Origin of the sequence: Micromonospora qiuiae (assembly GCF_016863555.1) — a bacterium.
GTDB classification, from domain to species: domain Bacteria; phylum Actinomycetota; class Actinomycetes; order Mycobacteriales; family Micromonosporaceae; genus Micromonospora; species Micromonospora qiuiae.
Genome location: NZ_BOPC01000022.1, coordinates 17,166 through 41,715, shown reverse-complemented (window position 1 = coordinate 41,715; position 24,550 = coordinate 17,166). Strand labels below are relative to the sequence as shown.

Genomic DNA, 24,550 nt, shown 5'->3' with positions numbered 1-24,550 from the left:
CGGTGCCGCCGGGCGACAGAGGCCGTACGCTGCAACGCATGCGTACGTGCCGGGCGGCGGCGGCCGGAAAGCTCACGATGATGCTGGTCACGCTGACCCTGCTGGCTGCCTGCGGGGCCAGCGGCCCAAGCCCCCGGGCCTGGGCCGCATCGGTCTGCTCGGCGCTGACCCCGTGGCGGGCCGAGATCAGCAAGCTGACCAGCAGCACCAACGAGCAGATGACGGCGCAGACCACCCCCGCTCAGGCCAAGGAGAACCTGGTCCGCCTCTTCGGCGGGGCCGAACAGGCCAGCGAGGACGCCCGGCGCAAGGTGGAGCAGGCGGGAGTGCCCAAGGTCGAGCAGGGCAAGGAGATCTCGGCCGGCTTCCGCGCCTCACTGGCGTCGATGCGCGACGCCTACGGCCGGGCCGGGACCACCATCGACGCGCTGAGCACCGGTGAGGCCAGCGCCTTCTACGACGGGGTCCGGGCCGCCGTGGACGTTCTCCAACAGGAGTACGACGCGAGCGCGCTGGACACCAGCCGGCTGAACTCCGAGGAACTGAAGCGTGCCTTCGACGAGGTACCCGAATGCCGCTGAGCGGCTCCGGCGAGCCACCGGCGGCGCAACCGCTGCCGGTGTCGTTCCCGGTGCCCGACCCGGCCCCGCCGGCACCCCGTCGACGCCGCCCCGACGTCGAGCGGGCGGCGGTGGACGACGGGCAACTCGTCTTCTTCGGGGCGGAGACCGGCGACCCCTCCGTCGCCGACCTCGCCGGGCTGCTCGTCGGGCCCGGAAAGGTGCACCGGATGGGGGGCACGGCCCGGTTGTCCGTGGTGGTGGACGCCGGATGGCGGGTGCACGTGCTCGTCACCGAGCTGGCCCAGCGGGGCGTACGGGCGACGTGGGCAGCCACCGAGGAGCGGCGGTACGCCGTGCGGACCGCGTACGCCCGGACGCTCGTGCCGCTCGCGGCGGCGTGGCTGCGCGGTACGACGCAGCACCCGCCCGCCGGTTTTCAGCTGGACGGCCGACGGCTGCGGCTCTGGCTCGCCGCGGCGGGGGTGGCCGATCCGCCGGACTTCCTGCTGCACCTCGGCGGTACCGACCCGACGCGCTGGACGGTGGTCGGTGGTGCCCTGGTCGCGGCAGGGTTGAACGGCGAACTGGTCGAGCCCGGTGCGGGCGGCCCGGCGTACCGGATCGCCGGCCGCCGTGGCACGCAACGACTGGCCGAGCTGGTCGGCGAGCGCCCCTCCGCCGCGCCGCCGGCAGCCTGGCCGACCCGCGACTGACCCCGACGGGCACGGCGTCAGCTGTCCGATGGGGGACAGCCGGGTGTCGCGGAACACAGCGCAAATCGGCCTGGTTCTACCTCCACCGACGGGCTGCCATGGTCGCAGTGGCCCGCTGGACACCCTACCCAGGGTGTACGGTGACGCCGTCCGGCGCGAGCACAGATCGTCCCGGAGGGATCGCCGTTCGCGAAACCCGAAACACGGACGGCGCGTTACGTTGGACATCCGGGCCACCGGGTACCGGTGGGTCGAGTGCGCCTCGACAACGGGCGTAGTCGCACCCACGAGCAGGAAAGAGGTCGAAACAGACGTGCCGAGCAACGCTGGAACCACTCGTCTGGTCATCGTCGAATCCCCGGCGAAGGCCAAGACGATCTCGGGCTACCTCGGCCCGGGGTACGTCGTGGAGGCCAGCTTCGGGCACGTCCGCGACCTGCCCCGCAACGCCGCCGACGTCCCTGCCCGGTACAAGGGCGAGCCGTGGGCCCGGCTCGGGGTCGACGTCGACAACGGCTTCCACGCCCTCTACGTCGTATCGGCCGACCGCAAGCAGCAGATCAGCAAGCTGACCAAGCTGGCCAAGGAGGTCGACGAGATTTTCCTGGCCACGGACGAGGACCGCGAGGGCGAGGCGATCGCCTGGCACCTGGTGGAGACCCTCAAGCCGAAGGTGCCGGTCCGGCGGATGGTCTTCCACGAGATCACCAAGCCGGCGATCCGGGCGGCGGTGGCCAACCCCCGGGAGATCGACCGCGACCTGGTCGACGCCCAGGAGGCCCGGCGCATCCTCGACCGGCTCTACGGCTACGAGGTTTCCCCCGTGCTGTGGAAGAAGGTCATGCCGAAGCTCTCGGCGGGCCGGGTGCAGTCCGTGGCGACCCGGATCGTGGTCGAGCGCGAGCGGCAGCGGATGGCGTTCCGCACCGCCGAGTACTGGGACATCCTGGCCACCCTGTCCGCGGCGAACGCCGGCGAGGGGCCGCGTACCTTCAACGCCACCCTGGTCGCGCTGAACGGCGACCGGATCGCCACCGGCAAGGACTTCGAGCCGACCACCGGCAAGGTGCGCGCCGGGGCGGGCGTGGTGCACCTCGACGAGGGCGGGGCCCGAGGGCTCGCCGCCCGCCTCGAAGGGCGGCCGTTCACCGTCACGCGGGTCGAGGAGAAGCCCTACCGCCGCCGCCCGTACGCGCCGTTCATCACCTCCACCCTGCAGCAGGAGGCGGCCCGCAAGCTGCGGTTCTCGTCGCAGCAGACGATGCGCACCGCGCAGCGCCTCTACGAGAACGGCTACATCACCTACATGCGTACCGACTCGGTGAACCTGTCGGAGACCGCCATCGCGGCGGCCCGCCGGCAGATCGTCGAGCTGTACGGCGAGCGCAGCGTGCCGCCGGAGCCGCGCCGCTACACCGGCAAGGTGAAGAACGCCCAGGAGGCGCACGAGGCGATCCGCCCGGCGGGGGACAACTTCCGCACCCCGGGCGAGGTGCGCAACGAGCTGTCGGTCGAGGAGTACAAGCTCTACGAGCTGATCTGGCGGCGCACCATCGCCTCGCAGATGACCGACGCGGTCGGCTCCAGCGTCTCGGTGCGGATCCGGGCGACCACGGCCGCCGGCGAGGAGGCCGACTTCGGCGCCACCGGCAAGACCATCACCGACCCGGGCTTCCTGCGCGCGTACGTCGAGTCCAGCGACGACGAGAACGCCGAGGCCGAGGATGCCGAGCGGCGCCTGCCCAACCTGGTGAAGGACCAGCCGCTGACCGCCGACGAGTTGGCCGCCCAGGGCCACCACACCCAGCCACCCGCCCGCTACACCGAGGCGTCGCTGGTCAAGGCCCTCGAGGAGCTGGGCATCGGACGCCCGTCCACGTACGCGTCGATCATGCAGACCATCCAGGACCGGGGATACGTCGTCAAGCGCGGCCAGGCGATGATCCCGTCGTTCCTGGCGTTCGCGGTGATCGGGCTGATGGAGCGGCACTATCCGCGCCTGATCGACTACGACTTCACGGCCAGCATGGAGAACGAGCTGGACGAGATCGCCGGTGGGGACCACGCGGCGGTCGACTTCCTCACCGCGTTCTACTTCGGCACCACCAACGGTGCCGGCGACCAGGACATCGCCCGCTCCGGCGGGTTGAAGAAGCTGGTCACCGAAAACCTCAACGAGATCGATGCGCGCAGCGTCAACTCCATCCCGCTGTTCACCGACGACGAGGGGCGTGAGGTGGTGGTGCGGGTCGGCCGGTACGGGCCGTACCTGCAGCGGAGCGTCCCCGGTGAGCAGCCCACGGGCGAGGGCGAGGAAGGCGGCGGCCAGGGCGACCGGGCGCCGATCCCCGAGGGCCTGGCGCCGGACGAGCTGACCCCGGAGAAGGTGCACGAGCTGTTCCTCGGCGGCGGGGGCGAGCGCAAGCTCGGCGACGACCCGGCGACCGGGGAGCCGATCCTGCTCAAGTCCGGCCGGTTCGGCCCGTACGTGGCCAGCGGTGAGCGCAAGTCGTCGCTGCTGCGTTCCCAGTCGCCGGACACGCTCACCTTCGACGAGGCGCTCAAGCTGCTCAGCCTGCCCCGGCTGGTCGGCGTCGACCCCGAGGGCAAGGAGGTCTTCGCCAACAACGGCCGCTACGGCCCGTACGTCAAGCGTGGTGACGAGTTCCGCTCGCTGGAGTCGGAAGAGAAGATGTTCACCGTCACGCTGGACGAGGCGCTGGCTCTGCTGGCCGCCCCGAAGACCCGCCAGCGCCGGGCCGCTGCCCCGCCGCTGCGGGAGATGGGCGTCGACCCGCTGACCGAGAAGCCGCTGGTCATCAAGGACGGCCGGTTCGGCCCGTACGTCACCGACGGGGAGACCAACGCCTCCCTGCGGCGCGGCCAGACCCCCGAGGCGCTCAGCCTCGAGGAGGCTTCCGAGATGCTCGCCGAGAAGCGGGCGAAGGGCCCGGCCCCGAAGAAGAAGGCCGCCAAGAAGACTGCCGCCAAGAAGACTGCCGCGAAGACAACTGTCGCGAAGAAGACCCCCGCCAAGAAGGCGACCGCCAAAAAAACCTGACCCCGCCGGATCTTGGTCCGAAACTGCCCCCAGAGGGGCACTTCGGGTCCAAGATCTGCCGGCGTCAGGGATGCCAGCCGGCCGCTAGGAGCGCGGCGCGGAGTTGGGTGACCACTTCGGCGGGGGTGTGGCGGATGGCCCAGGCGGGGAAGCGAAGTATCCGGTCACCGCTCTGCCACAGGTCGTTCTGCCGGCGCATGTCCGCCCAGGCCGTGGCGGGGTCGAGATGCTGGCCACCGTCAATCTCCACGTGCACCCGCCATTCCTCGAACAGCGCGTCCAGGTAGCGGCGCCGGCCGGCGGCGTCCCGGCGGACCGCCTGCCGGGTCGGCTCGGGCAGCCCGGCGCGCCGGACGAGCGTGAGGAAGTCCATCTCCGGCAGGGAGTGCGCGCCACCTGCCGCGTCGATGGCGGTCCGCCGGATCAAGCTGCGCCGCCGTGCGCGTGGCAGGCGATCGAGTACGCGCTGCACATCGTCGCCGCCGACGAGGCGCTGCTGGAAGCCGGCCGCGATGATCGCACAAGCTGCGTGGTCACTGGGCGCCCACTGCGCCGCGTCCACGATCGACCGGGCCGGCATCGTCCGGCGCGGCTGCCCCACGTCGAGGATGTCCTCGTCGGCCAGGATGGTGGTGCGGTGCACTCGCACGCCGGGCGGCATCGAACGCGGTCGGTGGGCCATCGGCACAAGCAGGTGCACGAGCCCGTCGTCGTGCCTGCGCAGGCCCCATGCCCGTGCCGCGCTCAGTCCGCCGAGCACCGCCGCCGGGGCGGCGGACAGGACGGCTATCCACGGCAGTTGCGCGGGTGTGATCGGGCCGTTGTGTGTGACGTAGACGGCCCGGTGCACCTGCTGCCAGCGACCCGATTTGATCCGGTGCCGGATCGTCTTCGGCGACAGGTGCTGGCGGGCCTGGTCGAGGCTGAGCACCTGCTCCTGATGGAACAGCAACCAGGTCAGCTCGTCCGCGTCATCCGCCGGCAGGTCCGGCCTCCACCCGCGCCGTGAAATCGACCGCAGCTCACGCCCCACTCCCTGGCTCACCATCCCCCCACCCTGCCGCCCACCCGTCTCCCCGCGCTGCCCCTGTGGACAGCCGGCGGATCTTGGACCTCGAGCGCCCCTATAGGGGCAGTTTCAGTCCAAGATCTGAAATCCGGCTAGGGCTAGCCGAGGATCTGGGTGAGGTGGGGGGTGGAGAGGACGGCGTGGGGGTCGAGGCGGGTGCGGAGGAGTTGGAAGTCCTGCCAGTGGGGGTAGGCGGGGGCCAGGGAGGCCGCGTCCCGCCAGTGCAGCTTGCCCCAGTGCGGGCGACCGCCCAGGCTAGTCGCCACTTCTTCGAAGGCTCGGAAGTACGGCTCGTAGGGCATGCCGACGTACTGGTGCAGGGCGACGTACGCCGAATCGCGCCCGTACGAGTGCGACAGCCAGATCTCGTCGGCCGCGGTGAAGCGCACCTCGACGGGAAAGAGCACCTTGAACGGCAGCCGGTCGACGATCCGGCGCAGCGCGTCGAAGGCGTCCGGCAGGGCCTCGCGCGGCAGCGCGTACTCCATCTCCAGGAAGCGGACCCGGCGCGGGCTGCAGAAGACCGCGTCGGAGCGGCCGGTGTAGAGGCGTTCGCTGAGCGCCCGCGCGGAGACGGCGCTGATTGTCGGTGCCAGGGCCGGCGCTGCGCGACCGAGCCGGCAGGCCCCGGCGAAGACGGTGTTGGCCAGGAATCTGTCGTCCAGCCAGCCGCGCCAGCGGGGTAGCGGGGTGTGGTCGGTGGCCACCCGGTCGTTGATCTTCAGTTGCACGCGGCTGGTGTACGGGAACCAGAAGAACTCCACGTGGTCGTGCTCGCTGACCAGGCCGGACAGATCGGCCAGCACGGCGTCCAGGGCCGCCGGGCGCTCGTGTGCCCGCAGCACGAAGGCGTCCACGCAGCGCAGCGTCACCTCGACCAGTACGCCGAGCGCGCCGAGGGAGACCCGGGCCGCGTCGAACACGTCGGGACGTTCGTCGGCGGAGCAGTGCAGCACCTCGCCGGCCCCGGTGACCAGGGTCAACGCCTCGACGAAGGTGGCCAGGCCGCCGTACGCCGCACCCGTACCGTGAGTGCCGGTGGAGATCGCGCCGGCCACGGTCTGCGCGTCGATGTCGCCGAGGTTGGGCAGCGCCAGGTGGTGACTGGCGAGTAGGACGTTGAGCTGCCGCAGGGTCATTCCGGACGGTACGGTGACCAGGCGCCGATCGATGTCCACGCGTATGTCGACGGCGAGTCGGGTGAGGTCCATCCGCCGTCCGTCGCTGACCGCGACGGGAGTGAAGGAGTGGCCGCTGCCGGTCGGGCGGATCCGCTCACCGGTCTCGGCGGCGCAGCGGACCTGTTCGGCGACTTCGGCGATGGTGCAGGGCCGCAGGACTGCGGTCGCGACGCTGTGTTGGTTGCCGGCCCAGTTGGACCAGGCGGCATCGGCGGGTGCAGATTCAGCCATTGGCACTCCTCGACACGAATATGAACCAAACTCATATCAGGAACGTTATCCCTGGTAAACACCGCAATCGAGGTCCGCTCGTTATACCGGTAGTCACGAAGTCGTGACCTGTAGATATGTTCATCCGTCGAGAGGGGGTGGCGAGTGTCCACTTCAGCCGCCACGACCGGGCCGCTGCGCCGGGTACCAGTGCAGGGCCGTAGTGTCGCGCGCGTTCAGCGGATGCTGGACGCCTGCGCCGAACTCGTCGACGAGGTGGGGTACGAGGGGCTGACCACCACCCTGCTCGCCGAGCGGGCCGAGGTGGCGATCGGGTCGGTCTACCAGTTCTTTCCGGACAAGCGGGCGATCGTGCAGGCGCTGACCCTGCGCACGATGGAGTCCTACCTCCAACGACTCGACGAGCGCTTCGCCTCGGACGACCTGACCTACTGGTGGGACGGGGTCGACGCGGGCATCGACGAATACATCACGATGCACCGTACCGTTCCCGGGTTCCGTACCCTGCACTTCGGCGACGTGGTCGACCTGCATCTGCTCGATGAGCAGCGGGACAACAACGGGGTGATCGCGGACCAACTGGCCCGGGTGCTCACCGAGCGGTTCGGGCTGGCCGACGGGCCCGACCTGCGCTTCCATCTGGAGATCGCGGTGGAGGTGGCCGACGCGCTCATCAAACTCGCGTTCCGCCGTACGTCGGACGGCGACGACCGGGTGCTGACCGAGGCCAAGGCGTTGATCCGTGAGTACCTGCATCGTCAGGTGGACACTCGAGGCGAGGCTGGCCAGCGGCCGGTCGTGCAACCCGCGAAGCCGGTCGACGACCAGATCGTGGAGTCTGCGGAGGCGACGGCCGGTTCCGCCTGACGCTCGGCCCGACTCCGAGGAAGGCTCGGCCCGGTTCAGAGGAAGGCTCGCCCCTCGCCCCGGTAGGTCGGCACGGTGGCCACCACCTCGTCGCCCTCCACCAGGTGCAGCTCGTTGACGCGTTCGCACAACTCACCCGACTTGGCGTGACGGAACCAGACGCGGTCGCCGGGGCGCAGGGTGGCGGCCGTCGCGCCGCCCAGGGGGGTCTGCACCTCGCCGGCACCCTCGGCGCCGATCAGTTTGAGCCCGGCGGGCAACCATGGCCGCGGCTGCCGGCTGGCGGCGGCCGGGCCGGAGGCGATCCAGCCACCGCCGAGCACGGTGGCCAGCCCCGGTGCCGGCCGGCGTACCACCGCGCAGGCGAAGAACGCCGCCGGGGTGGGGCGCCAGCCGCGATACGCGTCGAACAGCGTCGGCCCGTACAGGCCCGATCCCACGGTGACCTCCGTGACCGCGGGATCGGCGCTGGTCATGGCCACGCTGCCGGTGCCGCCGCCGTTGACGAACTCCAGCTCGGCGTGCTGGCGTACGGCGGCCGCCGCCGCACCCCGGCGGGCCAGCAGCTCGCGGTACGAGCCGCGCTGGGCCAAGCGGATCGCGGTGCCGAGCATCGCCCGCCCGGGCGGCGCGTCGCCCAGGCCGGCGATCTGTGCCTCGTACGACATCAGCCCGACCAGCCGGAAGCCCGGCCGGGCGGCGACGGTGGCGGCCAGCCGGCCGGCCGCCCGGGCGGTGTGCACCGGCGAGCGGCGCACCCCGATGTGCACCCGCCCGCCCAGCAGTCGCCACGACGCGTCCAGGTCGAGGCAGATCCGCAACTCGGGACGGCGGCCCGGCGCGCACACCGCGTCACAGAAGTCGAGCTGGTCGGGGTCGTCGACCATCAGGGTGATGGCTGCGGCGAGGGCCGGATCGGCCGCCAACTCGGCCAGCGCCCGTCGATCGACCGTGGGGTACGCCACCACCACGTTGGCGGTGACCGCGGTGCGGATCAGCCAGATCGCCTCGGGCAGCGTGAAGGCCATCACCCCGTGCCAGCCCGGTCGGCTCAGCGCGCGGGTGATCAGATCGCGGCTGCGCAGCGACTTGCTGGCGATCCGCAGCGGCTTGCCGCCGGCCCGGCCGGCGAGCGCGGCGGCGTTGGTGTCGAAGGCGGTGAGGTCGACCACCGCGTACGGCGGGTCGAGATGCGCGGTCGCCCGGTCCAGCCGGTGGCGCAGGTTCTCGCTGTCGGTGGCCACGTCTGCACGCTAACTGTGAAACCGTTAATGCGAAATGCCCTCGCATCTGCCTGCCCGACGGGCTGGCGACGGCGGCCTAGGCTGCGACGAGCAGGTGATGCACGACGGGAGAAAACCCCGTCGGGTCTAGAGTGTTCCACCGGGGGTGCCCAGCGATGGGCCGGCACGTGGAGGTACGGCCATCGAAAGCCAGTTCAACGGCGAGTCGTCCGGCGTGTCGCCGTCCGCGGACCAACCCGCCAGCACAGCCGGCCGCCCCGGCAACCCGCCCGGCGGTCAGGCCGACCTGAGCGGTTACCCGGCGATTCGCTCCGTGCTGCGCATCCGGCCGTTCCGCCGACTCTGGGTCGTGCTCGGCGTGGCCTCCTTCGGTGACTGGTTCGGCCTGCTCGCCACCAGCGTCTTCGCCGCCGCCCAGGTGGAGGGAAACACTGCCAAGGGTGCCGCCTTCGGCGGCGTGATCGCCGTCCGGCTGCTGCCCGCGCTGTTGCTCGGCCCGGTCGCCGGGGTGCTCGCCGACCGGTTCGACCGGCGCTGGACGATGGTCATCTGCGACGTGCTGCGGTTCGTGCTGTTCGCGTCCATCCCGCTTTACGCGCTCACCGGCGCCAGCGGCGCGCGGGTGGTCAGCTGGGCGGTGATCGCCACGTTCCTGATCGAGACGGTCACCCTGCTCTGGATCCCGGCCAAGGAGGCCGCGGTACCGAACCTCATCCCGCGGGCCCGGCTGGAGACGGCCAACCAGCTCACCCTCATCACCACGTACGGCCTCACCCCCGTTATCGCCGCGGTGGTTGCCGCGTCGCTGGACGGGATCGTCCGGGCCGCCGTGGGGGACAACGCGCCCAACTGGGCCGAGCCCGCCCAGCTCGCCCTCTGGTTCAACGCGTTCTCGCGGCTGGCCACCGCCGTGGTGGTGGCGTTCGGCATCAAGGAGATCAGCCAGGCGCGGGACGGCGCGCGGGAGCACACCGAGCAGAGCATGCTGCGCCAGTTCGTGGAGGGCTGGCGGTTCATCGGAAAGACTCCGCTGGTCCGAGGGCTGGTCCTCGGCATCTTCGGCGCCTTCGCCAGTGGCGGCATCGTCATCGGCACCGGCCGGTTCTTCGCCGACTCCCTCGGCGCCGGTGACGCCGCGTTCTCCCTGCTCTTCGGTGCGATCTTCGTTGGTCTGGCGGTCGGTATCGGGCTCGGCCCGATGATCGTCCGGGACCTGTCCCGGCGCCGCTGGTTCGGCATGAGCATCGTGCTGGCCAGCGCCTCGGTGATGACCCTCGCCTTCGCCATCCACCTGTCCATGGCCCTGGTCGGTGCGGTCCTGGTCGGCGCCGGTGCCGGGATGGCCTTCCTCGCCGGCACCACCCTGCTCGGCGGCGAGGTCGCCGACGAGGTGCGCGGCCGCGTCTTCGCCGTGGTGCAGATCGGCACCCGGATGGTGCTGATCCTCGCCATCGCGCTGGGCAGCCTGCTCGCCGGTGTCGGTGGGTCCCGCATGCTGACCATCGCCGATCTCGGCATCTCGGTCTCCGCCACCCGTCTGCTGCTGCTCGCCGCCGGCGCGGCCGGGATCTTCGCCGGGATCAGCGCGTTCGGCCAGATGGACGACAAGAAGGGCGTCCCGGTCCTGGCCGACCTCTGGGGATCGATCCGGGGTCGCCCGCTGATGCCGGCCGAGCGGTTCGTCTCGGCCGGGCTCTTCGTGGTCTTCGAGGGCGGCGAGGGCGCGGGCAAGTCGACCCAGCTCGCCGCACTCGCCGGGCGGCTGCGGGACGAGGGGCGGGACGTGGTGGTCACCCGGGAACCGGGTGCCACCGGCATCGGCGAGCGGATCCGCTCGCTGGTGCTCGACACCGCCGTCGACGAGGCACCCTCGCCGCGCGCGGAGGCGCTGCTCTACGCCGCCGACCGGGCGCACCACGTGGCCACGGTGGTCCGGCCCGCCCTGGTCCGGGGTGCCGTGGTCATCAGCGACCGGTACGTCGACTCCTCCCTGGCGTACCAGGGCGCCGGCCGTACGCTGCCGGTCGACGAGGTCTCCTGGCTCTCCTCGTGGGCCACCGGCGGGCTCAAGCCCGACCTGGTGGTGCTGCTGGACGTCGACCCGCATACCGGGCTGTCCCGGGTCGCGGCGCGCAACGAGGCCGCCGACCGGCTGGAGGCCGAGTCGGTCGCCTTCCACGAGCGGGTCCGGTACGCCTTCCTCGACCTCGCCGCCGCCGACCCGAAGCGCTACCTGGTGCTCGACGCCGCCCGACCGGCCGATGAGATCGCCGAGCGGGTGGCCCGCCGGGTGGAGGAGTTGCTCGGCGCCTCCGGCGCGAACCCGGGCCCGGCGAACGGCCCGGACATCCCGGTACAGTCCGAGTTATCCCCCACGGAGCTGGTGACGACGGAGCGGACCTGATGCCGGACGCCTTCGCCGACCTGGTTGGGCAGGACGAGGCGGTGGACACGCTGCGCCACGCTGCGGCGGCGGCTGCGGCCGTCCTGCGCGCCGCAGGCGAGCGGGAGGCGGCCACGACCGCCCCGGCGGAGGAGCCCGACGCGGCCCCGACCCGGGCCGGAGATGACCCGGGCGCGGGGATGACCCATGCGTGGATCTTCACCGGCCCGCCCGGGTCGGGACGGTCGGTCGCGGCGCGGGCCTTCGCGGCCGCGTTGCAGTGCATGCACGGCACCGGATGCGGGCAGTGCCCCGGGTGTCACACCACCCTGGCCGGCACCCACGCCGACGTGCGGCTGGTGGTGCCCGAAGGGCTCTCCATCGGCGTCAACGACATGCGCGCGCTGGTGCTCCGGGCGGCCAGCACCCCGTCCGGCGGTCGCTGGCAGATCGTGATCATCGAGGACGCCGACCGGCTGACCGAGGCGGCCGGAAACGCGCTGCTCAAGGCGGTGGAGGAGCCCCCGCCGCGGACCGTCTTCCTGCTCTGCGCGCCCTCCACCCACCCGGACGACATCTCGGTGACCATCCGGTCGCGCTGCCGGGTCGTACCCCTGCGGCAGCCGCCGACCGACGCGGTGGCCGAGGTGCTGGCTCGGCGCGACGGGATCGCGCCCGACGTGGCGCGGTGGGCGGCGGCGGCCACCCAGGGCCACGTGGGGCGGGCCCGGCGGTTGGCCAACGACCCGCAGGCCCGAGCCCGACGGGAGGCGGTGCTCGCGGTGCCGCGTCGGCTGACCGGCGTCGGCGCCGCATTCGACGCGGCGTCCGCGCTCATCGAGGCGGCCGAGGCGGAGGCGGAGGCGTCGGTGGCGGAGATCGACGCGGCGGAGCGCGCGGCGCTGGAGACCGCGCTCGGTGCGGGTGGCACCGGTCGGGGCGCGGCCGGTGCCGCCCGGGGGGCCGCCGGGCAGTTGAAGGATCTGGAGCGGCGCCAGAAGTCGCGGGCGACCCGGGCCCAGCGGGACGCGCTGGACCGGGCCCTGGTCGACCTGGCCGCGTTCTACCGGGACGCGTTGACCATGGCCCTGGGCGCGCCGGTGGCGCCGGTGCACACCGACACCGCCGAGCTGGCCGGCGCGGGAGCCCGCAGCTGGCAGGCGGAGGGGGCGCTGCGGCGGCTGGAGGCGGTGCTCGCCTGCCGTACCGCGATCGAGGCCAACGTCAAGCCCCGGATCGCCGTGGAATCCATGATGCTCGCCCTCTGGAAGGGCTGACCTCGACGGTAGTCCCGGCCGGACGTTGTCCACAGGCATCGACAGGCGCAATTCACGTGCGGTACGGTCCGGTGTGCCGTGGTGACGGTGGCGGCACGGACAGTGAGGACAGCTGGGGGAGGAGTCCGCCGATGCCACGGGGTGAGATCGACGAGGCGTGGATCGAGGAGGCGATCCGGCGCTACCGCCGGATCGAGTCCCTCCAGGCCGAGTTCGACCGGGCCGTGGCGACGGTCGAGGTGACCGTACGGTCACCGGACGGCCTGGTGGAGGTGGTGGTGACCGCCAGCGGCCGGATCACCGACGTGCGGTTCCTCGGTCCGCTGCACAACCGGGCGCCGCGCGACGTGGCCGGTTCGGTGCGCGCCGCGGTGTCCGCCGCCGCAGACGCCGCACAGTGGGCGCGGGAGAAGTTGCACAACGAGACCTTCACCGCCTACCGGCCGCTGGCGGGGGCGTGAGGTGAACGATCTTCGTGCCCTGGCCGACCGGCTCGACGAGGCGAGCGCCGCCCTGACCGCGCTCTCCCGCTCGGTCACCGCCACCGACCCGGCGCAGGTGGCGTTCGGTGCCGACGCCCCCGGGCGGCCGGGCGAGATCGGGCGGGCGCTGCACCGGCAGTGGGTCGCCGCCACCGGTGATCGGGCCCGGGAGGCGCACGCCGCGGCGGCGGGGCTGGCGGCCACGGCGGACGCGCTACGTCAGGCCGCCGACCGATATGCCGACACCGACTCGGTCGCCGCCCGCCGACTGGTGGGGGAGGCGTGATGGACGCCCTGGACCGGCTCGCCGAGCCCGGGCTCGACCTGCTGCGCCGGGTCGACGCCCTGCTCGCCGCCGGCGCACCCGAAGGGCATCGGGTCTGGCCGCTGCTGCGGCGGATGCAGGTGCTTCCCGGCGACGCGCTGCGCAGCTTCCTCGACCTGCGCCCCGCGCCGCTGGCCGGTGCCGGGCACGCGGTGCGCCGGCACATCCAGGGGTACGACCACGCCTGCGCCGCGCTGGCCGACCCGCTGCTCTGGTCCGGGTCGGCCGCCGCGGCGTACGACCAATCCCGGGCGATGCTGCTGCGCCACCTGGACGAGGGGCCGGAGAGCCTGGTCGGGCGGCTGGAGGCGACCGCCGGTTACGCCGACGCGCTCGCCCACTGGGTGGAGGACAGCCGGCTCGCCGTCGCGCGAGCACTGGCCGACGTGATCGGCTCGGCCGAGGCGGTGGCGGTCGTCGCGGCCACCTCGTTGTCCCGTGAGCAGTCCCACTCCGGGCCGTCGTCACCGGGCAACGCCGGTGCCGCCGAGATCGCCGCCCGGGTGCTGGCCGTGCTCTGCGTGGCGTATGACGGGGCGGAAACCCTGCTGCGGCAGTGGGGGCCGAGCCTGGCCGAATCTCCCTGGCGCCCGCCCGGCACCCGGCCCCGATCCGACGGCGGCGGTGCCGCGCCCGGCACCCGGACGACCCGCATCGGCTGGTGACCAGGCCGGGGTCGATCGAGTCGACAGTCCTGGATGGTCGCTCGGTGTGGTGGCACGTGTCGCCGGCGCGGCGGGATCACGGTGCGGCGTCGTAGGGTGAAGGGCATGGGCATGCTCTGCGCGGTCAGTTTTCAGCGGTACGGGCGCCTCTACTACCTCGATCCGGGCGATCTGCGCCCGCAGGTGGGCGACAAGGTGCTGGTGCCCACCGACGACGGTCCCGAGGTGGCCGAGTGTGTCTGGGCGGCGCAGTGGGTCACCGAGGAGACCGACGGTTTTCCCCGGCTGGCCGGAATGGCCCAGGAGGAGGACCTGCGCCGGGACGAGGCCCTGCGCCGACGCAAGGCCGAGGCGAAGATCGCGGCCAAGCGGCTGATCCGCGAGCACGGACTGCCGATGAGGGTGGTGGCGGTCGACCACGTGCCCGGCGGTGAGGGCGGCAGCGAGCGGAGCACCATCTACTTCACCGCCCCACATCGGGTCGACTTCCGCTCGCTGGTACGCGATCTCGGGGCGACCCTGCACTGTCGGGTGGAGCTGCGCCAGCTCTCGGCCCGGGACTCGGCGCGGGTGCAGGGCGGCATCGGTTCCTGCGGGCGTGACCTGTGCTGCGCCACCTTCCTGACCGACTTCGAGCCGGTCACCATCCGGATGGCCAAGGATCAGGACCTCCCACTCAACCCGCTGCGCATCTCCGGCGCCTGCGGTCGGCTGATGTGCTGCCTGAAGTACGAACACCCCCTGTACGCCAAATTCCAGGAATCCGCTCCGGAGATCGGCGCCCGCGTCACCACGCCGGAAGGGGAGGGCCGCGTGGTCGGCCACAGCGTGCCGAGAGACGCCGTGACCGTCCGCCTGGACGCCGACGGCTCACGCTCCATGTGCTCCCGCGCCGACGTCTGCGGCTCCCGCCGCGCCCACGACACCCACTACACCCCATAACCCAAACCCCTCCCCCCTCCCCCCTCCCCGCCCTCCCGGCCCCTCCCCGCCCCACCTCCTCCCGGCCGCGATCTTGCACTTTGTGTCCTCATAAAAGCCGCATAACGTGACTAACCAGCGACCAAAAGTGCAAGATCGCGCGGGTGGCGTAGAGAGCCGGACCGACGTAGGGCGGCGGGGTGGTGGCGTCAGGTGAGGGTGGTGGGGGGTTCGGCCAGGCGGGGGTGTAGAGGGGTGGTGGGGGTCAGCCAGGAGGAATCGGGGGAGTCGTCCGGATTGACGCGCCACTCGCGGGCCACCCGGTCGATCGCGATGGGGTAGATCGTGAGGGTGCCGTCGGGATCGATGCGCAGGCGTACGAAGCCCTTCGCGTCCTCGATGCCCTGACCGGCGAAGAGTTCGTTCACGTTCACCCCGAACCCGCTGGCGACCAGCAGGTACGCGGCCACCAACTGGCTGGCGACCAGACCGCTGACCGGCAGGTAGATGGTTGCCGCGGCGACCGCCGGCAGTGGCCAGGGCCATTCGTGGAAGGGCAGGGCCAGCCAGGCCCAGGTGCCGGCGGCGGCCAATCCGACATGGACGAGGCCGTGCGCGACACCGAGGATCCAGTGCCGCGCGTGCCGCTTGCCGCTCGAACTGGGCGGCTTGGCGAACAGCGCTGCCGCGAGGACCGTCACCAGCACCATCATCACCAGCGGCACGCTGAACAGACGCTGTTCGGAGGCCACGGACCGGAAGTCGGCCACCCCGGCCATGGAGAACATCAGCAGGGTGTGCAGGACGCCGAGCAGCGCCGCGAAGCCCGGGTTGCGGCGGGGCAGCCGGCCGAAGATCCCCCAGCCGTACCGTCGGGAGCGGGCCGCGTCGGGGTAACGGCCGGCCAGGTCGTACGTCTGGGACGGGCTGGACCGGCGGGCCAGGGTGTCCCGGGGTGGCACCTCGATCCGCTCGGGCAGCTTGTGCGTGGGGTACAGGTATGCGCCGCCGCTGCCGGAGGTGATCAACTGACGGTCGTCCGGCCCGGTGTACCGGGCGTAGTGGTGCAGGTCGCCGGAGATCAGCAGGCGTACCCGGGCTCCGGTGGGCGCGACGATGGTCCGGATGAAATAGTCGATCGAGTCGTACGCCGTGGGGTGGTCGACGGCCTTGACCCACGCCGGTGCCGGCACGGCCAGGATCACCCTGCTCTGCGGTCCCAGCTTCTTCGCCACCGCGTCGAAATAGGTCAGCTGCGGATCGTCGACGTATGAGCCGGACTGGTCGTCCAGGCCGAGCAGCCACCAGTCGGCGGGCAGCTCGACGGCGAAGTACGAGCGGGACTGACCGGTACGCCAGCCGCCGAAGTGGCGGTCCCGGCTGCGGACGAAGAGTCGGAGGAACGCGGTCAGCCCGTCGTACCAGTCATGGTTGCCGGGGACCGCGAAGACCGTCGGCTGTTCCGGCGGGGTGCCCGGCAGCGCCGCCTGGTAGGGCCCCTTGCAGCGATCCTCGTACGCCGCGTAGTCGGCCGACGGGTAGACCTGGTCGCCCCCCATCACCAGGGTCTGCGCCCGGGGCAGCCGGTGCCCGTCCACCACCAGCTCGGGCTGGGCGAGCAGGTAGGCCACCGAGTACGTGGCGTTGAAGCCGTCGCCCAGATCGGCCACGTAGTCCAGCCAGAGCCCACCGTCCGGCCCGACCTGCTTGCCGACCTCCGCGTCGAGGGCCTTCTGCAGCTCACGTTTGTCCAGGTACGCCCCGAACAACATCGCCAGCAGCGTACGCAGGCCGGTGCTGACCAGCAGGAACGGCGCAAGCCACGGCACCGGCTTGCGCGGCGTGAACCCCAGCTCCAGCGGGTCGGTGCTGCGCGGCCGGCGCGCCACCCGCCCACCGTCCGACTCCTCGGCGTACGGCCCCAGCGGCGCCGCCCGACCGGTCGCGGCGCCCGGCGATTCGCTGTCATACGCCTCGGCCGGTGGCTCTGCGGTGCTCGGGCCGGACGGCGGCGTTCGGTTGGCGGACTCGGGGCGCGGACCGTCGTCGGGAGTGTCGACCGGTTCGTCGCGGGGGGTGGGATCCTCGGTCACCCGCCGCAGCCTAGTGCCGACCGCCCGGGCGTGCTGTGCCGCAAGCGCCCCGGCGTCCGCTTGGCGGATCGGCAATCCCGCTCCACCCGGGGTCAGCGCGTGCCGTACACTTGACCACCGTTGCCGCCTTAGCTCAGTCGGCAGAGCGACGCACTCGTAATGCGTAGGTCATCGGTTCGATTCCGATAGGCGGCTCGGCACGCAAGCCCAGGTCACCGACCTGGGCTTCGCCGCTTTCAGGGTCGGCCACGTCGCTGCTGGCAGGCCGAGTCCTTACATGGTCCTTGTTCCGCGCCGCGACCGCCTCGTCCAGCCAGCTGGCACCCGCCCCCACGGCCAGGTTCGCCGCTGTGTGCCGCAGGTCGTGCGGAGTCGAGGCGCTGCCGGACCGGGTGAAAAGCCCCGGAGACGTTCTCCATATCCGCCATGCAACCCCGCTCGCCCGCGAATCGTCATGGGACCGTGAGAGTGAAGGAGAGGGTGTGAAATCCGACCGTGACGAGCAGTTCCACAGCTTCGTGCTCAGCCGGCGTGCCGGGCTGGTACGAACGGCGACGCTGTTGACCGCGGGCGACGCGCATCTGGCCGAGGATCTGGTCCAGTCCACCCTGACCAAGCTGTACGTCTCCTGGCCGGCGTTCCAGCGGGCGGACAACATCGAGGGCTACCTGCGCCGGACCCTGGTCAACACGCTCACCGACGAACGCCGTCGGTGGTGGCGCCGCCACGAACGCTCGGTGGCGGAACTCCCGGACCGGCCCCGCGCCGAACCGGGCAGCGGCGGCGACCTCGATGAGGGCCTGCGCGCGGCCCTTCGCGCCCTGCCACCGAAGATGCGCGCCGCAGTTGTGTTCCGCTACTTCTACGACCTTGGTGTAGCCGACACCGCCGACGCGCTCGGCTGCTCTGAGGGAACAGTGAAGAGCCAGACCGCCCGCGCCCTGGACCGGTTGCGGGCTGCCCTTGCCCAGTATCCCCTGACAGGAGTCATCCGATGATGGATCTGCACGACCGGCTCGACCGGATCGCCGGCTCGGCCGCCGAGCCGTCGGCTGCGGAGGCTGACGCCGACCTGGCCCGGGGCCGCCGGGCGCTGCGCCGCCGCCGGTTCGCCCGCGCGCTCGGTACCTCAGCCATCGCGGCCGCAGCGCTGGTCGCCGCCGTCACCATCAGCACCCAGACTGGCCCGGCCACCACCCCCCGCGACAAGGCATCGGCCCAAGTCGTCGCTGCCCGCCTCGTGGCCTACGAGGGCGAACAGCCACAAGGCTTCACGATCGACAAGGTTCCCGCGGGCTGGGAGGTTCAGGGCGGCAGTACCGGCAATCTGACGATCGCCCCGAAGAACGCGGCGGACAAGAACCCGGATGTGTTCGTGGGCAAGATCGCCATCGTGCTGCAGTCGAGGGATGACCACCGAACCCCGACCGGTACGCAGCTTGAGGTCGGCGGCAAGCCTGGCGTGCTGGAGGCTGCCGATGGCTCTGAGGGCGGCAAGAATCTGTGGGTCAAGCAGCCCGACGGCGTCTGGATGCTGGTGCAGTTCTGGGACGCCCGCGGCTGGACCCAGCAGGACATCGTCGAGTTCGCCGACGGTATCCACGTCCAGCCGGGGGCCGAACGCGTAGTCGGCTGACGGTCCGTATTCCGATAGGCGGCTCGGCAGGAAGCCCAGGTCACCGACCTGGGCTTCGCCGCGTGAACATTCGACACACGCTGAACGCAGGGCACGCAACACGAGCAGTGCACTAGCCACCCCGGCGGGCCGGCGAGTTCACTGAGTACCGTGAGCCCCGAACAATCAGCCGACCTGGTGGTCGGTCTCGTCACCGACGCACGACCCCGCCCGTTCGTGATCGCCGTGGACGGGCCAAGCGCCGCAGGAACCAGCACACTCGCCGAGGTGCTCGCCACACGGTTGGATGCCAGCGTGGTGCACGTCGATGACTTCTACCGCGACATGCCGCACGAGCAGCGCTGGGCATTGAGCCCCGAGGAGGGCCTACAGCAGTACTTCGACTGGCAACGCCTCCGCCATGAGGCGCTCGAACTCCTGAAGTTGGGCCAGCCGGCCCGCTACCGGCCTTACAGCTGGCTGCCGGCCGGCGGGCTGGTACCGGCCATTGATCAGTGTCGACAAGGCCGCCGCGGGCCAGTAACCGCGGCGCGGCCTGAAGTGGCTCACCGCCCGCCGGAGGCGTCATCTCCTCACGAGCGTCATGCCACAGAGGCATATCGAGGGGTTAGCGCGCGTCGCGCAGCTTGCAAACGTAGATCGCGGTGAGGGCGACGCCGCGATCTTCGTCGGCTGACAGCTCGGCGAGGGCCCGTGACGCCGTGGGCCCGGGGATGTCCGCGAGCGCCTGGGCCAGCCGTCGCCGTGCCGACGAGTCAGCGGTGCCGTGGGCGAGGCGGTCCACGAGTCTGGCGGCGATCTGATCCGCCAGCGTGGCGTCACTCGCCAGCGCGCTCAGCGTATCGGCCGCATCGACGTCATTCGCCTCTTCGACGATCATGTCGATGAGGGTCGGGACGGCGTCGGTGACGCCACGTGCCCCGAGCGCCAGGGCAGCGTACCGGCGGACCACGATGTCGGAGTTCGCGAGGGCGTCCCGCAGCAGTGCGGTGGCGGCATCCTCCCGGATCTCGGCGATGGCCTGGACGGCTCGTCTGCGTACCTCGGCCACGGGCGCGTCGAGCCCCGCTGCCAGCAGCGCCAATCCGGCATCGCCCGACTGGGCCAGCGCCCACCGAAGGGCACCGGCGACGTTCGGGTCCGACTCGCCCAGCACCGCCTCGACCAGTGCCTCCACCGGCACCGGCACCTCGCTGACCGAGGAGAGGGCCGCCCACTGGCGTTGCCCGGCGCTCTCCGACCTCAATGCTTGGAGGAGGGCGACGATCTGGAGGACGTCCTCCCAGCCGGCGGGTTCTGCGGCACCGATCCGTCGGAGTCGGGTGAGCAACTCCGCCTCGGCCGCGATGCGCGCTCGCGTCTGGCGGATGAGGTCGTCGACCAGCGCCGCGGGGGTGAAGTCGGGATCATCGAGCGCCCGTCCGACTTCGCGCAGCGACAGCCCCAGTGACCGCAGGCTCTCAATGTGGAGAATGCGCCGGATGTCCTCGCTGGAGTACTCGCGATAGCCCGAGCCGGTGCGACCGGTGGGCCGCACCAGGCCGAGTGACTCGTAGTGCCGGAGCATGCGGGCGCTGACCCCGGAGCGTCGGGCCACCTCACCGATCAACACTGCCGGTCATCCCTCCTGGCTGGCCCCGCCGAGGGCCACGACGCGCTTCGCCTCCTCGATCGCGAACTCGAATCCGGCGTCCGGGTCGTGCAGCAAGTGTTGCGTGGCGACCGCGTGCTGACATACGCGCGGGTCGGGATCCGTGGTCGCGGCGCGCAGGATCGGCTCGATCATCTCACCGAGCGCGATCAACGCCCGGCTGAGGCTCAACTGCATCTCATGCCCGCCGCGCCCGAGCTGCGTCGTCAACACCCTGGCCAACTCCGGTTTCTCATCTTCGGGTACGAGTGCGACGGCTGCTCGCCAGGCGCTGCGCGCCACCTCGTCATCCGCGTCGATCAGCAGCGCCGGGGTGATCGCCGGCCACGCTCGCCGATCACCGATCTTGGACAGCGTGTGCAACGCCTGGCTCCGGGCCTGCGCACGCTCGGAGCGGAGTTCACCGACGAGCTTCGGAACGGTCAGCGACGCCGGGTGGCGGGTGAGTGCCCAGGTGAGCATCTCGCGTACGGAGAAGTCGGTTTCGATCGCGCATCGCCCGATGAGCGCGTCGACGAAGCGCGGGTCCGGTACGGTGCCAACCGCCATCGCTGCCCGTAGCCGCACCGACGAATTGCTGTTTTCCAGCCCTTGGAGAGCGCGGACGTCCTGTTCCGACGTGCTCATCGGGACCACCTCCTGGCCCCAGCCAAGACCTTGTCACCGTGACAAGGTCAAGCGGAGTCACGCGGTGAGATGGCGCGGCAGCGAAATCGCGCTCCTGGCGGCCGGCGCTTCTGCTCACCGGCATGTCGCCTACGATCCGATGATCTAGCTGAGTGTCTTACGGGGTGGCATCGTGATCGGAAAGCTTGCTCGGCACCTCGCTGGTGCGGCTGCCGCCTGGTTGGTGTTCGTCGGGCAGGCAGCCGTCGTCTACCTCGGACTGATCGGGTACGCGTTGGTAGCGAATGAGGGTCTGGGTGGACCACTCGGAGGGCTCATCCTGATGCTGATCGCTGCTGCTGTGGGTGTCGTCCTGGTGCCGCTGCTGTTCGTGCCGGCCGGCTTGATCGGTGATGCCGCCACGAAGGACGGACGGTTTCGCACGAAGTTGCTGATCACGTGCGCGGGTGCGGCAGGTCTGGCCGCGGTCTACATGGCTGTCGTGGCAGTCGCGACCGGGGAACCGGTCGCCGCGGCATTGTGGTCGTGCCTGGTCGCTGCGGTTGCCGTGCTCGCTCCCACCGTCGCCCACGTCGCCGTCGCGGCTGGCGTGCTGAAGCTTGGCCAGATCCGGCGGCGCCGGAACCTGTTTGAGCAGGTGCCTCACCACGGGGCCGGGCACCCACCGGCGAGGTCGGGTCAGGCGTAGAGGCTGCGGGCGTAGTCGGGGCCGTAGTGGCGCTCCAACTCGGTCAGGGTGTCCGCCGGAGCCTCGACCTCCTTGACCAGGCGGGCTCGGCTGGGCAGCGGATCCGACGGCCAGGTCTCCGGCTGCCACAACTGGGAGCGGAGGAACGCCTTCGCGCAGTGGTAGAAGATCTGCTCGATCTCGACCACGATGGCGAGCACCGGTCGGTGGCCTTGGACCACCATCTGGTCGAACCAGGGTGCGTCGCTGAGCAATCGGGCCCGGCCGTTGATCCGTAGCGTGTCGGTGCGGCCCGGGATGAAGAAGATCAGCCCGGCGTGCGGATTCTCCAGGATGTTGCGGTAGCCGTCGGCCCGCCTGTTGCCCGGGTGCTCGGGGATGGCGATGGTCCGGTCGTCCAGCACGAGCGCGAAGCCGGGCGGGTCGCCCTTGGGCCCGTGATCTCCACGGTCACTGTGTGCCTCCCCCGTGGCGTTGACCATGACGGCGGCCCCGAAACGGGAAACCGCCACGATCAGCTTACTCGCGTCTACCGCGAGGTTTGTCCGGTGCGGGCCGGGGTACGGCTCCCACCGGGCGGGAGCACGCCGCCATGACCAGGAAACCGTGGAGGCCCGGAGATGGAGAGTCGACTCAAGATCCTGGGTCACCCCGTCCACCCGATGCTGGTGATGTTTCCGGCCGCCCTGTTCGTCACAGCGGTGCTGTTCGACATCATCGACACCGTCGGCGGGCCGGCGTTCCTCGGCGAGGTGGCGTACTGGAACATCACCGTCGGCCTGATCGGCGGCCTGCTGGCCGCGGCGGCCGGGACGTTCGACCTGCTGGCCATCCCGACCGGCACCCGGGCCAAGCGGGTGGGGCTCACCCACGCCGCCGCCAACCTCGCGGTGATCCTGCTTTTCGCGGCGGTCTGGGTGGTGCGGCTCAACGCCGACTCGCGGGCCGCCGGTGGCGCGTTGATCGCCATCGAGGTGGTCGCGCTGGGCATCCTCGGCGTCAGCGCCTGGCTCGGCGGGGAACTGGTCGACCGGCTCGGTGTGGGCGTGGACCGGGACGCCCACCTCGACGCGCCGAGTTCGCTAAGAGCAGCGAGCAGCCATCGGATGGGAGATGTGCGATGACGGGACCGGGACGCGGCTGGCGGGGCGGACAGCAGGGCTGGGATCCGCTGGGCGAGTTGCAGTCGTTGCGGGCCGAACTGAGCCGGTTGGTCGGTGGCCGACCGGGGCCGCCCGAGGTGGAGATGGGCGAGACCGCCGACGGCTGGGAGGTGGTCGTCCGGCTGCCGGGAGTTGCCCCGGAGGAGGTCGCGGTGGAGGTGGACGACCGCGAGCTGTGCGTACGCGCCCGCACGGAGGCCGAGGTCAACGCCGACCACGGGATCCCCGACGGGTTCGAGACGCGTGGCTTCGAGTATCGGGTACCGCTGCCGGCGCGGGTGGACGCGGACGCGATCGACGCGGTCATGGATCACGGTCTGCTCCGGGTGCGGCTGCCCCGGGCGATCCGACCCACGCCGCGCACCATCACCGTCGGCCGCACCGGGCCACGCCGCACCGGCTCGTTCCGTGGTACGCCGAGCGCCGACCCGGCCGCGGACCGGGAACTGCACCAGCCGGATGTCGCCGTCGGCGAGCCCGGCCGGTAGCGGCCAGTCGTGGCCGCCCCGGCCCTGCTCACCCCGGCCGTCGGGTTGGTGCCCGACGTGGCCCGGATCGCCGTGCTGCGCGCCAACGCACTCGGCGACTTCATCTTCGTACTGCCGGCGCTGGAGGCGCTGCGCTCGGCGTACCCGCAGGCGGAGATCGTGCTGCTCGGCGCGCCGTGGCACGCGGCGCTCTGGCACGACCGGCCGGGGCCATTGGACCGGGTGCTGGTGGTGCCGCCCGCACCTGGGATCCGCGCGGCGACCGACGGCGAGGCCGAGTCGAGCATGGTGGACTTCCTGGCCGAGGCCCGCGCGGAAGACTTAGACCTGGCGCTGCAACTGCATGGCGGCGGCGCGAACTCCAACCCGTTGGTCGCCGCGCTGGGTGCCCGGGTCACCGCCGGGCTGCGCGCCGAGGACGCCCCACCGTTGGACCGCTGGCTGCGTTACGTCTACTACCAGCCGGAGGTGATCCGCTACCTGGAGGTGGCGGCGCTGGTCGGTGCCCCGGCCACCACGATCACGCCGGCGCTGGCGGTGACCGACGCCGACCGCGCCGAGGCGCGCTCCGTGCTCGGTGATCCGCAGCGCCCCCGGGTGGCGCTGCATCCGGGAGCGACCGACACCCGGCGGCGTTGGCCCGCCGACCGGTTCGCCCAGGTGGCCCGAACGCTGCACGCCGACGGGTACGAGGTGCTGGTCACCGGCACCCCCGCCGAGCAGGAGGTGGTCGACCAGGTGGTGACGGCGGCCGGGGTGCCGGTGCGGCCGTTGGTGGGCACCCTGAGCCTTGGCGGTTTGGCCGGCTGCTACGCCGGCTGCGCACTGGTGATCTCCAACGACACCGGCCCGCTGCACCTCGCCGCCGCCGTCGGCGCCCCCACGGTCGGCATCTTCTGGGTCGGCAACCTGATCAACACGGCCACTCCGCTGCGCGGCCGGCACCGGCCGATCACGTCGTGGACGCTGCACTGCCCGGTCTGCGGCGTGGACTGCACCCCCGGCATCTACCCGCACCGACCCGGCGACGGCGAGTGCCCGCACCGCGACTCCTTCGTCATCGACGTCCCAGTAGCCGAGGTCCTCGAAGCCGCCCGCGAGCTGCTTTTCGGGTAAGGAAGGGCCCCTTATTAACGCCTGCGGTAGAGGAAGGGCCCCCTATTAACATCCGGCCGCGTCGGCGTCGGCGTCGGCGTCGGCGTCGGCTCCGGCGTCGGCGTCG

At 71.6% G+C, this 24,550-nt stretch carries 23 protein-coding genes, 1 tRNA gene and 1 pseudogene; 18 read left to right on the top strand and 7 right to left on the bottom strand.

The window, feature by feature from the left end:
- Nucleotides 1-38 precede the first annotated feature (38 nt).
- The 3 genes from Vqi01_RS08175 (at nt 39) to topA (ending at nt 4,337) form a co-directional block, all read left to right on the top strand.
- Complete coding sequence (locus tag Vqi01_RS08175) at nt 39-581, top strand: hypothetical protein (RefSeq protein WP_204034004.1); 543 nt, start codon at nt 39-41, stop codon at nt 579-581.
- The gene (locus tag Vqi01_RS08170; RefSeq protein ID WP_204034003.1) at nt 572-1,276 is read left to right on the top strand and encodes a hypothetical protein; all 705 of its coding nucleotides are present in this window, start codon (nt 572-574) and stop codon (nt 1,274-1,276) included. The genes Vqi01_RS08175 and Vqi01_RS08170 overlap by 10 nt, the downstream gene beginning before the upstream one ends.
- Nucleotides 1,277-1,589: 313 nt before the next feature.
- Nucleotides 1,590-4,337: a type I DNA topoisomerase gene (gene topA / locus Vqi01_RS08165; protein WP_204034002.1), complete on the top strand. Its 2,748-nt coding sequence runs from the start codon at nt 1,590-1,592 to the stop codon at nt 4,335-4,337.
- A gap of 64 nt (nt 4,338-4,401) precedes the next feature.
- Here the strand turns inward: topA and Vqi01_RS08160 are convergent, their stop codons facing one another.
- Nucleotides 4,402-5,385, bottom strand: coding sequence for a DUF559 domain-containing protein (locus Vqi01_RS08160; protein WP_204034001.1), 984 nt, complete (start codon nt 5,383-5,385; stop codon nt 4,402-4,404).
- Between the two features lie 119 nt (nt 5,386-5,504).
- Nucleotides 5,505-6,818: a D-arabinono-1,4-lactone oxidase gene (locus tag Vqi01_RS08155; RefSeq protein ID WP_204033999.1), complete on the bottom strand. Its 1,314-nt coding sequence runs from the start codon at nt 6,816-6,818 to the stop codon at nt 5,505-5,507.
- Nucleotides 6,819-7,040: 222 nt separating this feature from the next.
- Here Vqi01_RS08155 and Vqi01_RS08150 point away from each other — a divergent pair, with 222 nt between their 5' ends.
- Nucleotides 7,041-7,685, top strand: coding sequence for a TetR/AcrR family transcriptional regulator (locus Vqi01_RS08150; protein ID WP_204034127.1), 645 nt, complete (start codon nt 7,041-7,043; stop codon nt 7,683-7,685).
- A 35-nt stretch (nt 7,686-7,720) separates the two neighbouring features.
- Here the strand turns inward: Vqi01_RS08150 and Vqi01_RS08145 are convergent, their stop codons facing one another.
- Entirely contained in the window at nt 7,721-8,929 is a 1,209-nt protein-coding gene (locus Vqi01_RS08145; protein ID WP_204033998.1) for an amino acid deaminase/aldolase, read from the bottom strand.
- A gap of 313 nt (nt 8,930-9,242) precedes the next feature.
- Between Vqi01_RS08145 and tmk the strand changes: the two genes are divergently transcribed.
- From tmk to Vqi01_RS08115, 6 genes are all read left to right on the top strand, one after another.
- Nucleotides 9,243-11,333 (top strand): dTMP kinase, encoded by a 2,091-nt coding sequence (tmk, locus tag Vqi01_RS08140; protein WP_204034126.1) that lies wholly within the window; start codon nt 9,243-9,245, stop codon nt 11,331-11,333.
- Nucleotides 11,333-12,589 carry a DNA polymerase III subunit delta' gene (locus Vqi01_RS08135; protein ID WP_204033997.1) on the top strand — a complete coding sequence of 419 codons (1,257 nt, stop codon included), beginning with the start codon at nt 11,333-11,335 and terminating at the stop codon, nt 12,587-12,589. Before tmk ends, Vqi01_RS08135 begins: the two co-directional genes overlap by 1 nt.
- A 131-nt stretch (nt 12,590-12,720) precedes the next feature.
- On the top strand, nt 12,721-13,050 hold the full coding sequence (locus tag Vqi01_RS08130) for a YbaB/EbfC family nucleoid-associated protein (RefSeq protein ID WP_204033996.1): 330 nt from the start codon (nt 12,721-12,723) through the stop codon (nt 13,048-13,050).
- Between the two features lies 1 nt (nt 13,051).
- Nucleotides 13,052-13,357 carry a hypothetical protein gene (locus Vqi01_RS08125; protein ID WP_204033994.1) on the top strand — a complete coding sequence of 102 codons (306 nt, stop codon included), beginning with the start codon at nt 13,052-13,054 and terminating at the stop codon, nt 13,355-13,357.
- The gene (locus tag Vqi01_RS08120; protein ID WP_204033993.1) at nt 13,357-14,061 is read left to right on the top strand and encodes a hypothetical protein; all 705 of its coding nucleotides are present in this window, start codon (nt 13,357-13,359) and stop codon (nt 14,059-14,061) included. Before Vqi01_RS08125 ends, Vqi01_RS08120 begins: the two co-directional genes overlap by 1 nt.
- A gap of 105 nt (nt 14,062-14,166) precedes the next feature.
- On the top strand, nt 14,167-15,003 hold the full coding sequence (locus Vqi01_RS08115) for a PSP1 domain-containing protein (RefSeq protein ID WP_204033992.1): 837 nt from the start codon (nt 14,167-14,169) through the stop codon (nt 15,001-15,003).
- Between the two features lie 188 nt (nt 15,004-15,191).
- On the opposite strand, the gene Vqi01_RS08110 is transcribed toward Vqi01_RS08115, so the two are convergent.
- Nucleotides 15,192-16,907 (bottom strand): metallophosphoesterase family protein, encoded by a 1,716-nt coding sequence (locus Vqi01_RS08110; protein WP_204034125.1) that lies wholly within the window; start codon nt 16,905-16,907, stop codon nt 15,192-15,194.
- A 290-nt stretch (nt 16,908-17,197) separates the two neighbouring features.
- On the opposite strand from Vqi01_RS08110, the gene Vqi01_RS08105 reads away from it, so the two are divergent.
- The 4 genes from Vqi01_RS08105 (at nt 17,198) to Vqi01_RS08090 (ending at nt 19,359) form a co-directional block, all read left to right on the top strand.
- Nucleotides 17,198-17,270 (top strand) — tRNA-Thr (locus Vqi01_RS08105).
- Nucleotides 17,271-17,557: 287 nt separating this feature from the next.
- Complete coding sequence (locus Vqi01_RS08100) at nt 17,558-18,073, top strand: SigE family RNA polymerase sigma factor (RefSeq protein ID WP_204033991.1); 516 nt, start codon at nt 17,558-17,560, stop codon at nt 18,071-18,073.
- On the top strand, nt 18,070-18,711 hold the full coding sequence (locus Vqi01_RS08095; RefSeq protein WP_204033989.1) for a hypothetical protein: 642 nt from the start codon (nt 18,070-18,072) through the stop codon (nt 18,709-18,711). The genes Vqi01_RS08100 and Vqi01_RS08095 overlap by 4 nt, the downstream gene beginning before the upstream one ends.
- Nucleotides 18,712-18,861: 150 nt before the next feature.
- Complete coding sequence (locus Vqi01_RS08090) at nt 18,862-19,359, top strand: uridine kinase family protein (protein WP_204033988.1); 498 nt, start codon at nt 18,862-18,864, stop codon at nt 19,357-19,359.
- On the opposite strand, the gene Vqi01_RS08085 is transcribed toward Vqi01_RS08090, so the two are convergent.
- On the bottom strand, nt 19,319-20,323 hold the full coding sequence (locus Vqi01_RS08085; RefSeq protein ID WP_204033987.1) for a MerR family transcriptional regulator: 1,005 nt from the start codon (nt 20,321-20,323) through the stop codon (nt 19,319-19,321). The genes Vqi01_RS08090 and Vqi01_RS08085 overlap by 41 nt on opposite strands.
- Before the next feature lie 6 nt (nt 20,324-20,329).
- Entirely contained in the window at nt 20,330-20,989 is a 660-nt protein-coding gene (locus Vqi01_RS08080) for a HEAT repeat domain-containing protein (RefSeq protein WP_204033986.1), read from the bottom strand.
- A 322-nt stretch (nt 20,990-21,311) separates the two neighbouring features.
- Here Vqi01_RS08080 and Vqi01_RS30640 point away from each other — a divergent pair, with 322 nt between their 5' ends.
- Entirely contained in the window at nt 21,312-21,677 is a 366-nt protein-coding gene (locus Vqi01_RS30640) for a hypothetical protein (protein WP_239098253.1), read from the top strand.
- Here Vqi01_RS30640 and Vqi01_RS08070 read toward each other — a convergent pair.
- Nucleotides 21,668-22,120, bottom strand: a pseudogene (locus tag Vqi01_RS08070) (MSMEG_1061 family FMN-dependent PPOX-type flavoprotein); the annotation flags it as partial. The gene Vqi01_RS30640 and the pseudogene Vqi01_RS08070 overlap by 10 nt on opposite strands.
- Nucleotides 22,121-22,297: 177 nt before the next feature.
- Here Vqi01_RS08070 and Vqi01_RS08065 point away from each other — a divergent pair.
- From Vqi01_RS08065 to Vqi01_RS08055, 3 genes are read left to right on the top strand one after another with little or no spacing between them, the layout of a single operon-like run.
- Nucleotides 22,298-22,801 (top strand): DUF2231 domain-containing protein, encoded by a 504-nt coding sequence (locus tag Vqi01_RS08065; protein WP_204033984.1) that lies wholly within the window; start codon nt 22,298-22,300, stop codon nt 22,799-22,801.
- Nucleotides 22,798-23,328 (top strand): Hsp20/alpha crystallin family protein, encoded by a 531-nt coding sequence (locus tag Vqi01_RS08060; RefSeq protein WP_204033983.1) that lies wholly within the window; start codon nt 22,798-22,800, stop codon nt 23,326-23,328. Before Vqi01_RS08065 ends, Vqi01_RS08060 begins: the two co-directional genes overlap by 4 nt.
- Before the next feature lie 9 nt (nt 23,329-23,337).
- Nucleotides 23,338-24,444, top strand: coding sequence for a glycosyltransferase family 9 protein (locus tag Vqi01_RS08055; RefSeq protein WP_204033982.1), 1,107 nt, complete (start codon nt 23,338-23,340; stop codon nt 24,442-24,444).
- The last annotated feature ends 106 nt before the right edge of the window (nt 24,445-24,550 follow it).

Coding starts and splice junctions, on each gene's coding strand:
- Vqi01_RS08060 (WP_204033983.1), top strand. CDS start 22,798: ATGACGGGACCGGGACGCGGCTGGCGGGGCGGACAGCAGGGCTGGGAT.
- Vqi01_RS08080 (WP_204033986.1), bottom strand. CDS start 20,989: ATGAGCACGTCGGAACAGGACGTCCGCGCTCTCCAAGGGCTGGAAAAC.
- Vqi01_RS08115 (WP_204033992.1), top strand. CDS start 14,167: ATGGGCATGCTCTGCGCGGTCAGTTTTCAGCGGTACGGGCGCCTCTAC.
- Vqi01_RS30640 (WP_239098253.1), top strand. CDS start 21,312: ATGCTGATCGCTGCTGCTGTGGGTGTCGTCCTGGTGCCGCTGCTGTTC.
- Vqi01_RS08095 (WP_204033989.1), top strand. CDS start 18,070: ATGATGGATCTGCACGACCGGCTCGACCGGATCGCCGGCTCGGCCGCC.
- Vqi01_RS08120 (WP_204033993.1), top strand. CDS start 13,357: ATGGACGCCCTGGACCGGCTCGCCGAGCCCGGGCTCGACCTGCTGCGC.
- Vqi01_RS08065 (WP_204033984.1), top strand. CDS start 22,298: ATGGAGAGTCGACTCAAGATCCTGGGTCACCCCGTCCACCCGATGCTG.
- Vqi01_RS08170 (WP_204034003.1), top strand. CDS start 572: ATGCCGCTGAGCGGCTCCGGCGAGCCACCGGCGGCGCAACCGCTGCCG.
- Vqi01_RS08135 (WP_204033997.1), top strand. CDS start 11,333: ATGCCGGACGCCTTCGCCGACCTGGTTGGGCAGGACGAGGCGGTGGAC.
- Vqi01_RS08160 (WP_204034001.1), bottom strand. CDS start 5,385: ATGGTGAGCCAGGGAGTGGGGCGTGAGCTGCGGTCGATTTCACGGCGC.
- Vqi01_RS08155 (WP_204033999.1), bottom strand. CDS start 6,818: ATGGCTGAATCTGCACCCGCCGATGCCGCCTGGTCCAACTGGGCCGGC.
- Vqi01_RS08130 (WP_204033996.1), top strand. CDS start 12,721: ATGCCACGGGGTGAGATCGACGAGGCGTGGATCGAGGAGGCGATCCGG.
- Vqi01_RS08150 (WP_204034127.1), top strand. CDS start 7,041: ATGCTGGACGCCTGCGCCGAACTCGTCGACGAGGTGGGGTACGAGGGG.
- Vqi01_RS08175 (WP_204034004.1), top strand. CDS start 39: ATGCGTACGTGCCGGGCGGCGGCGGCCGGAAAGCTCACGATGATGCTG.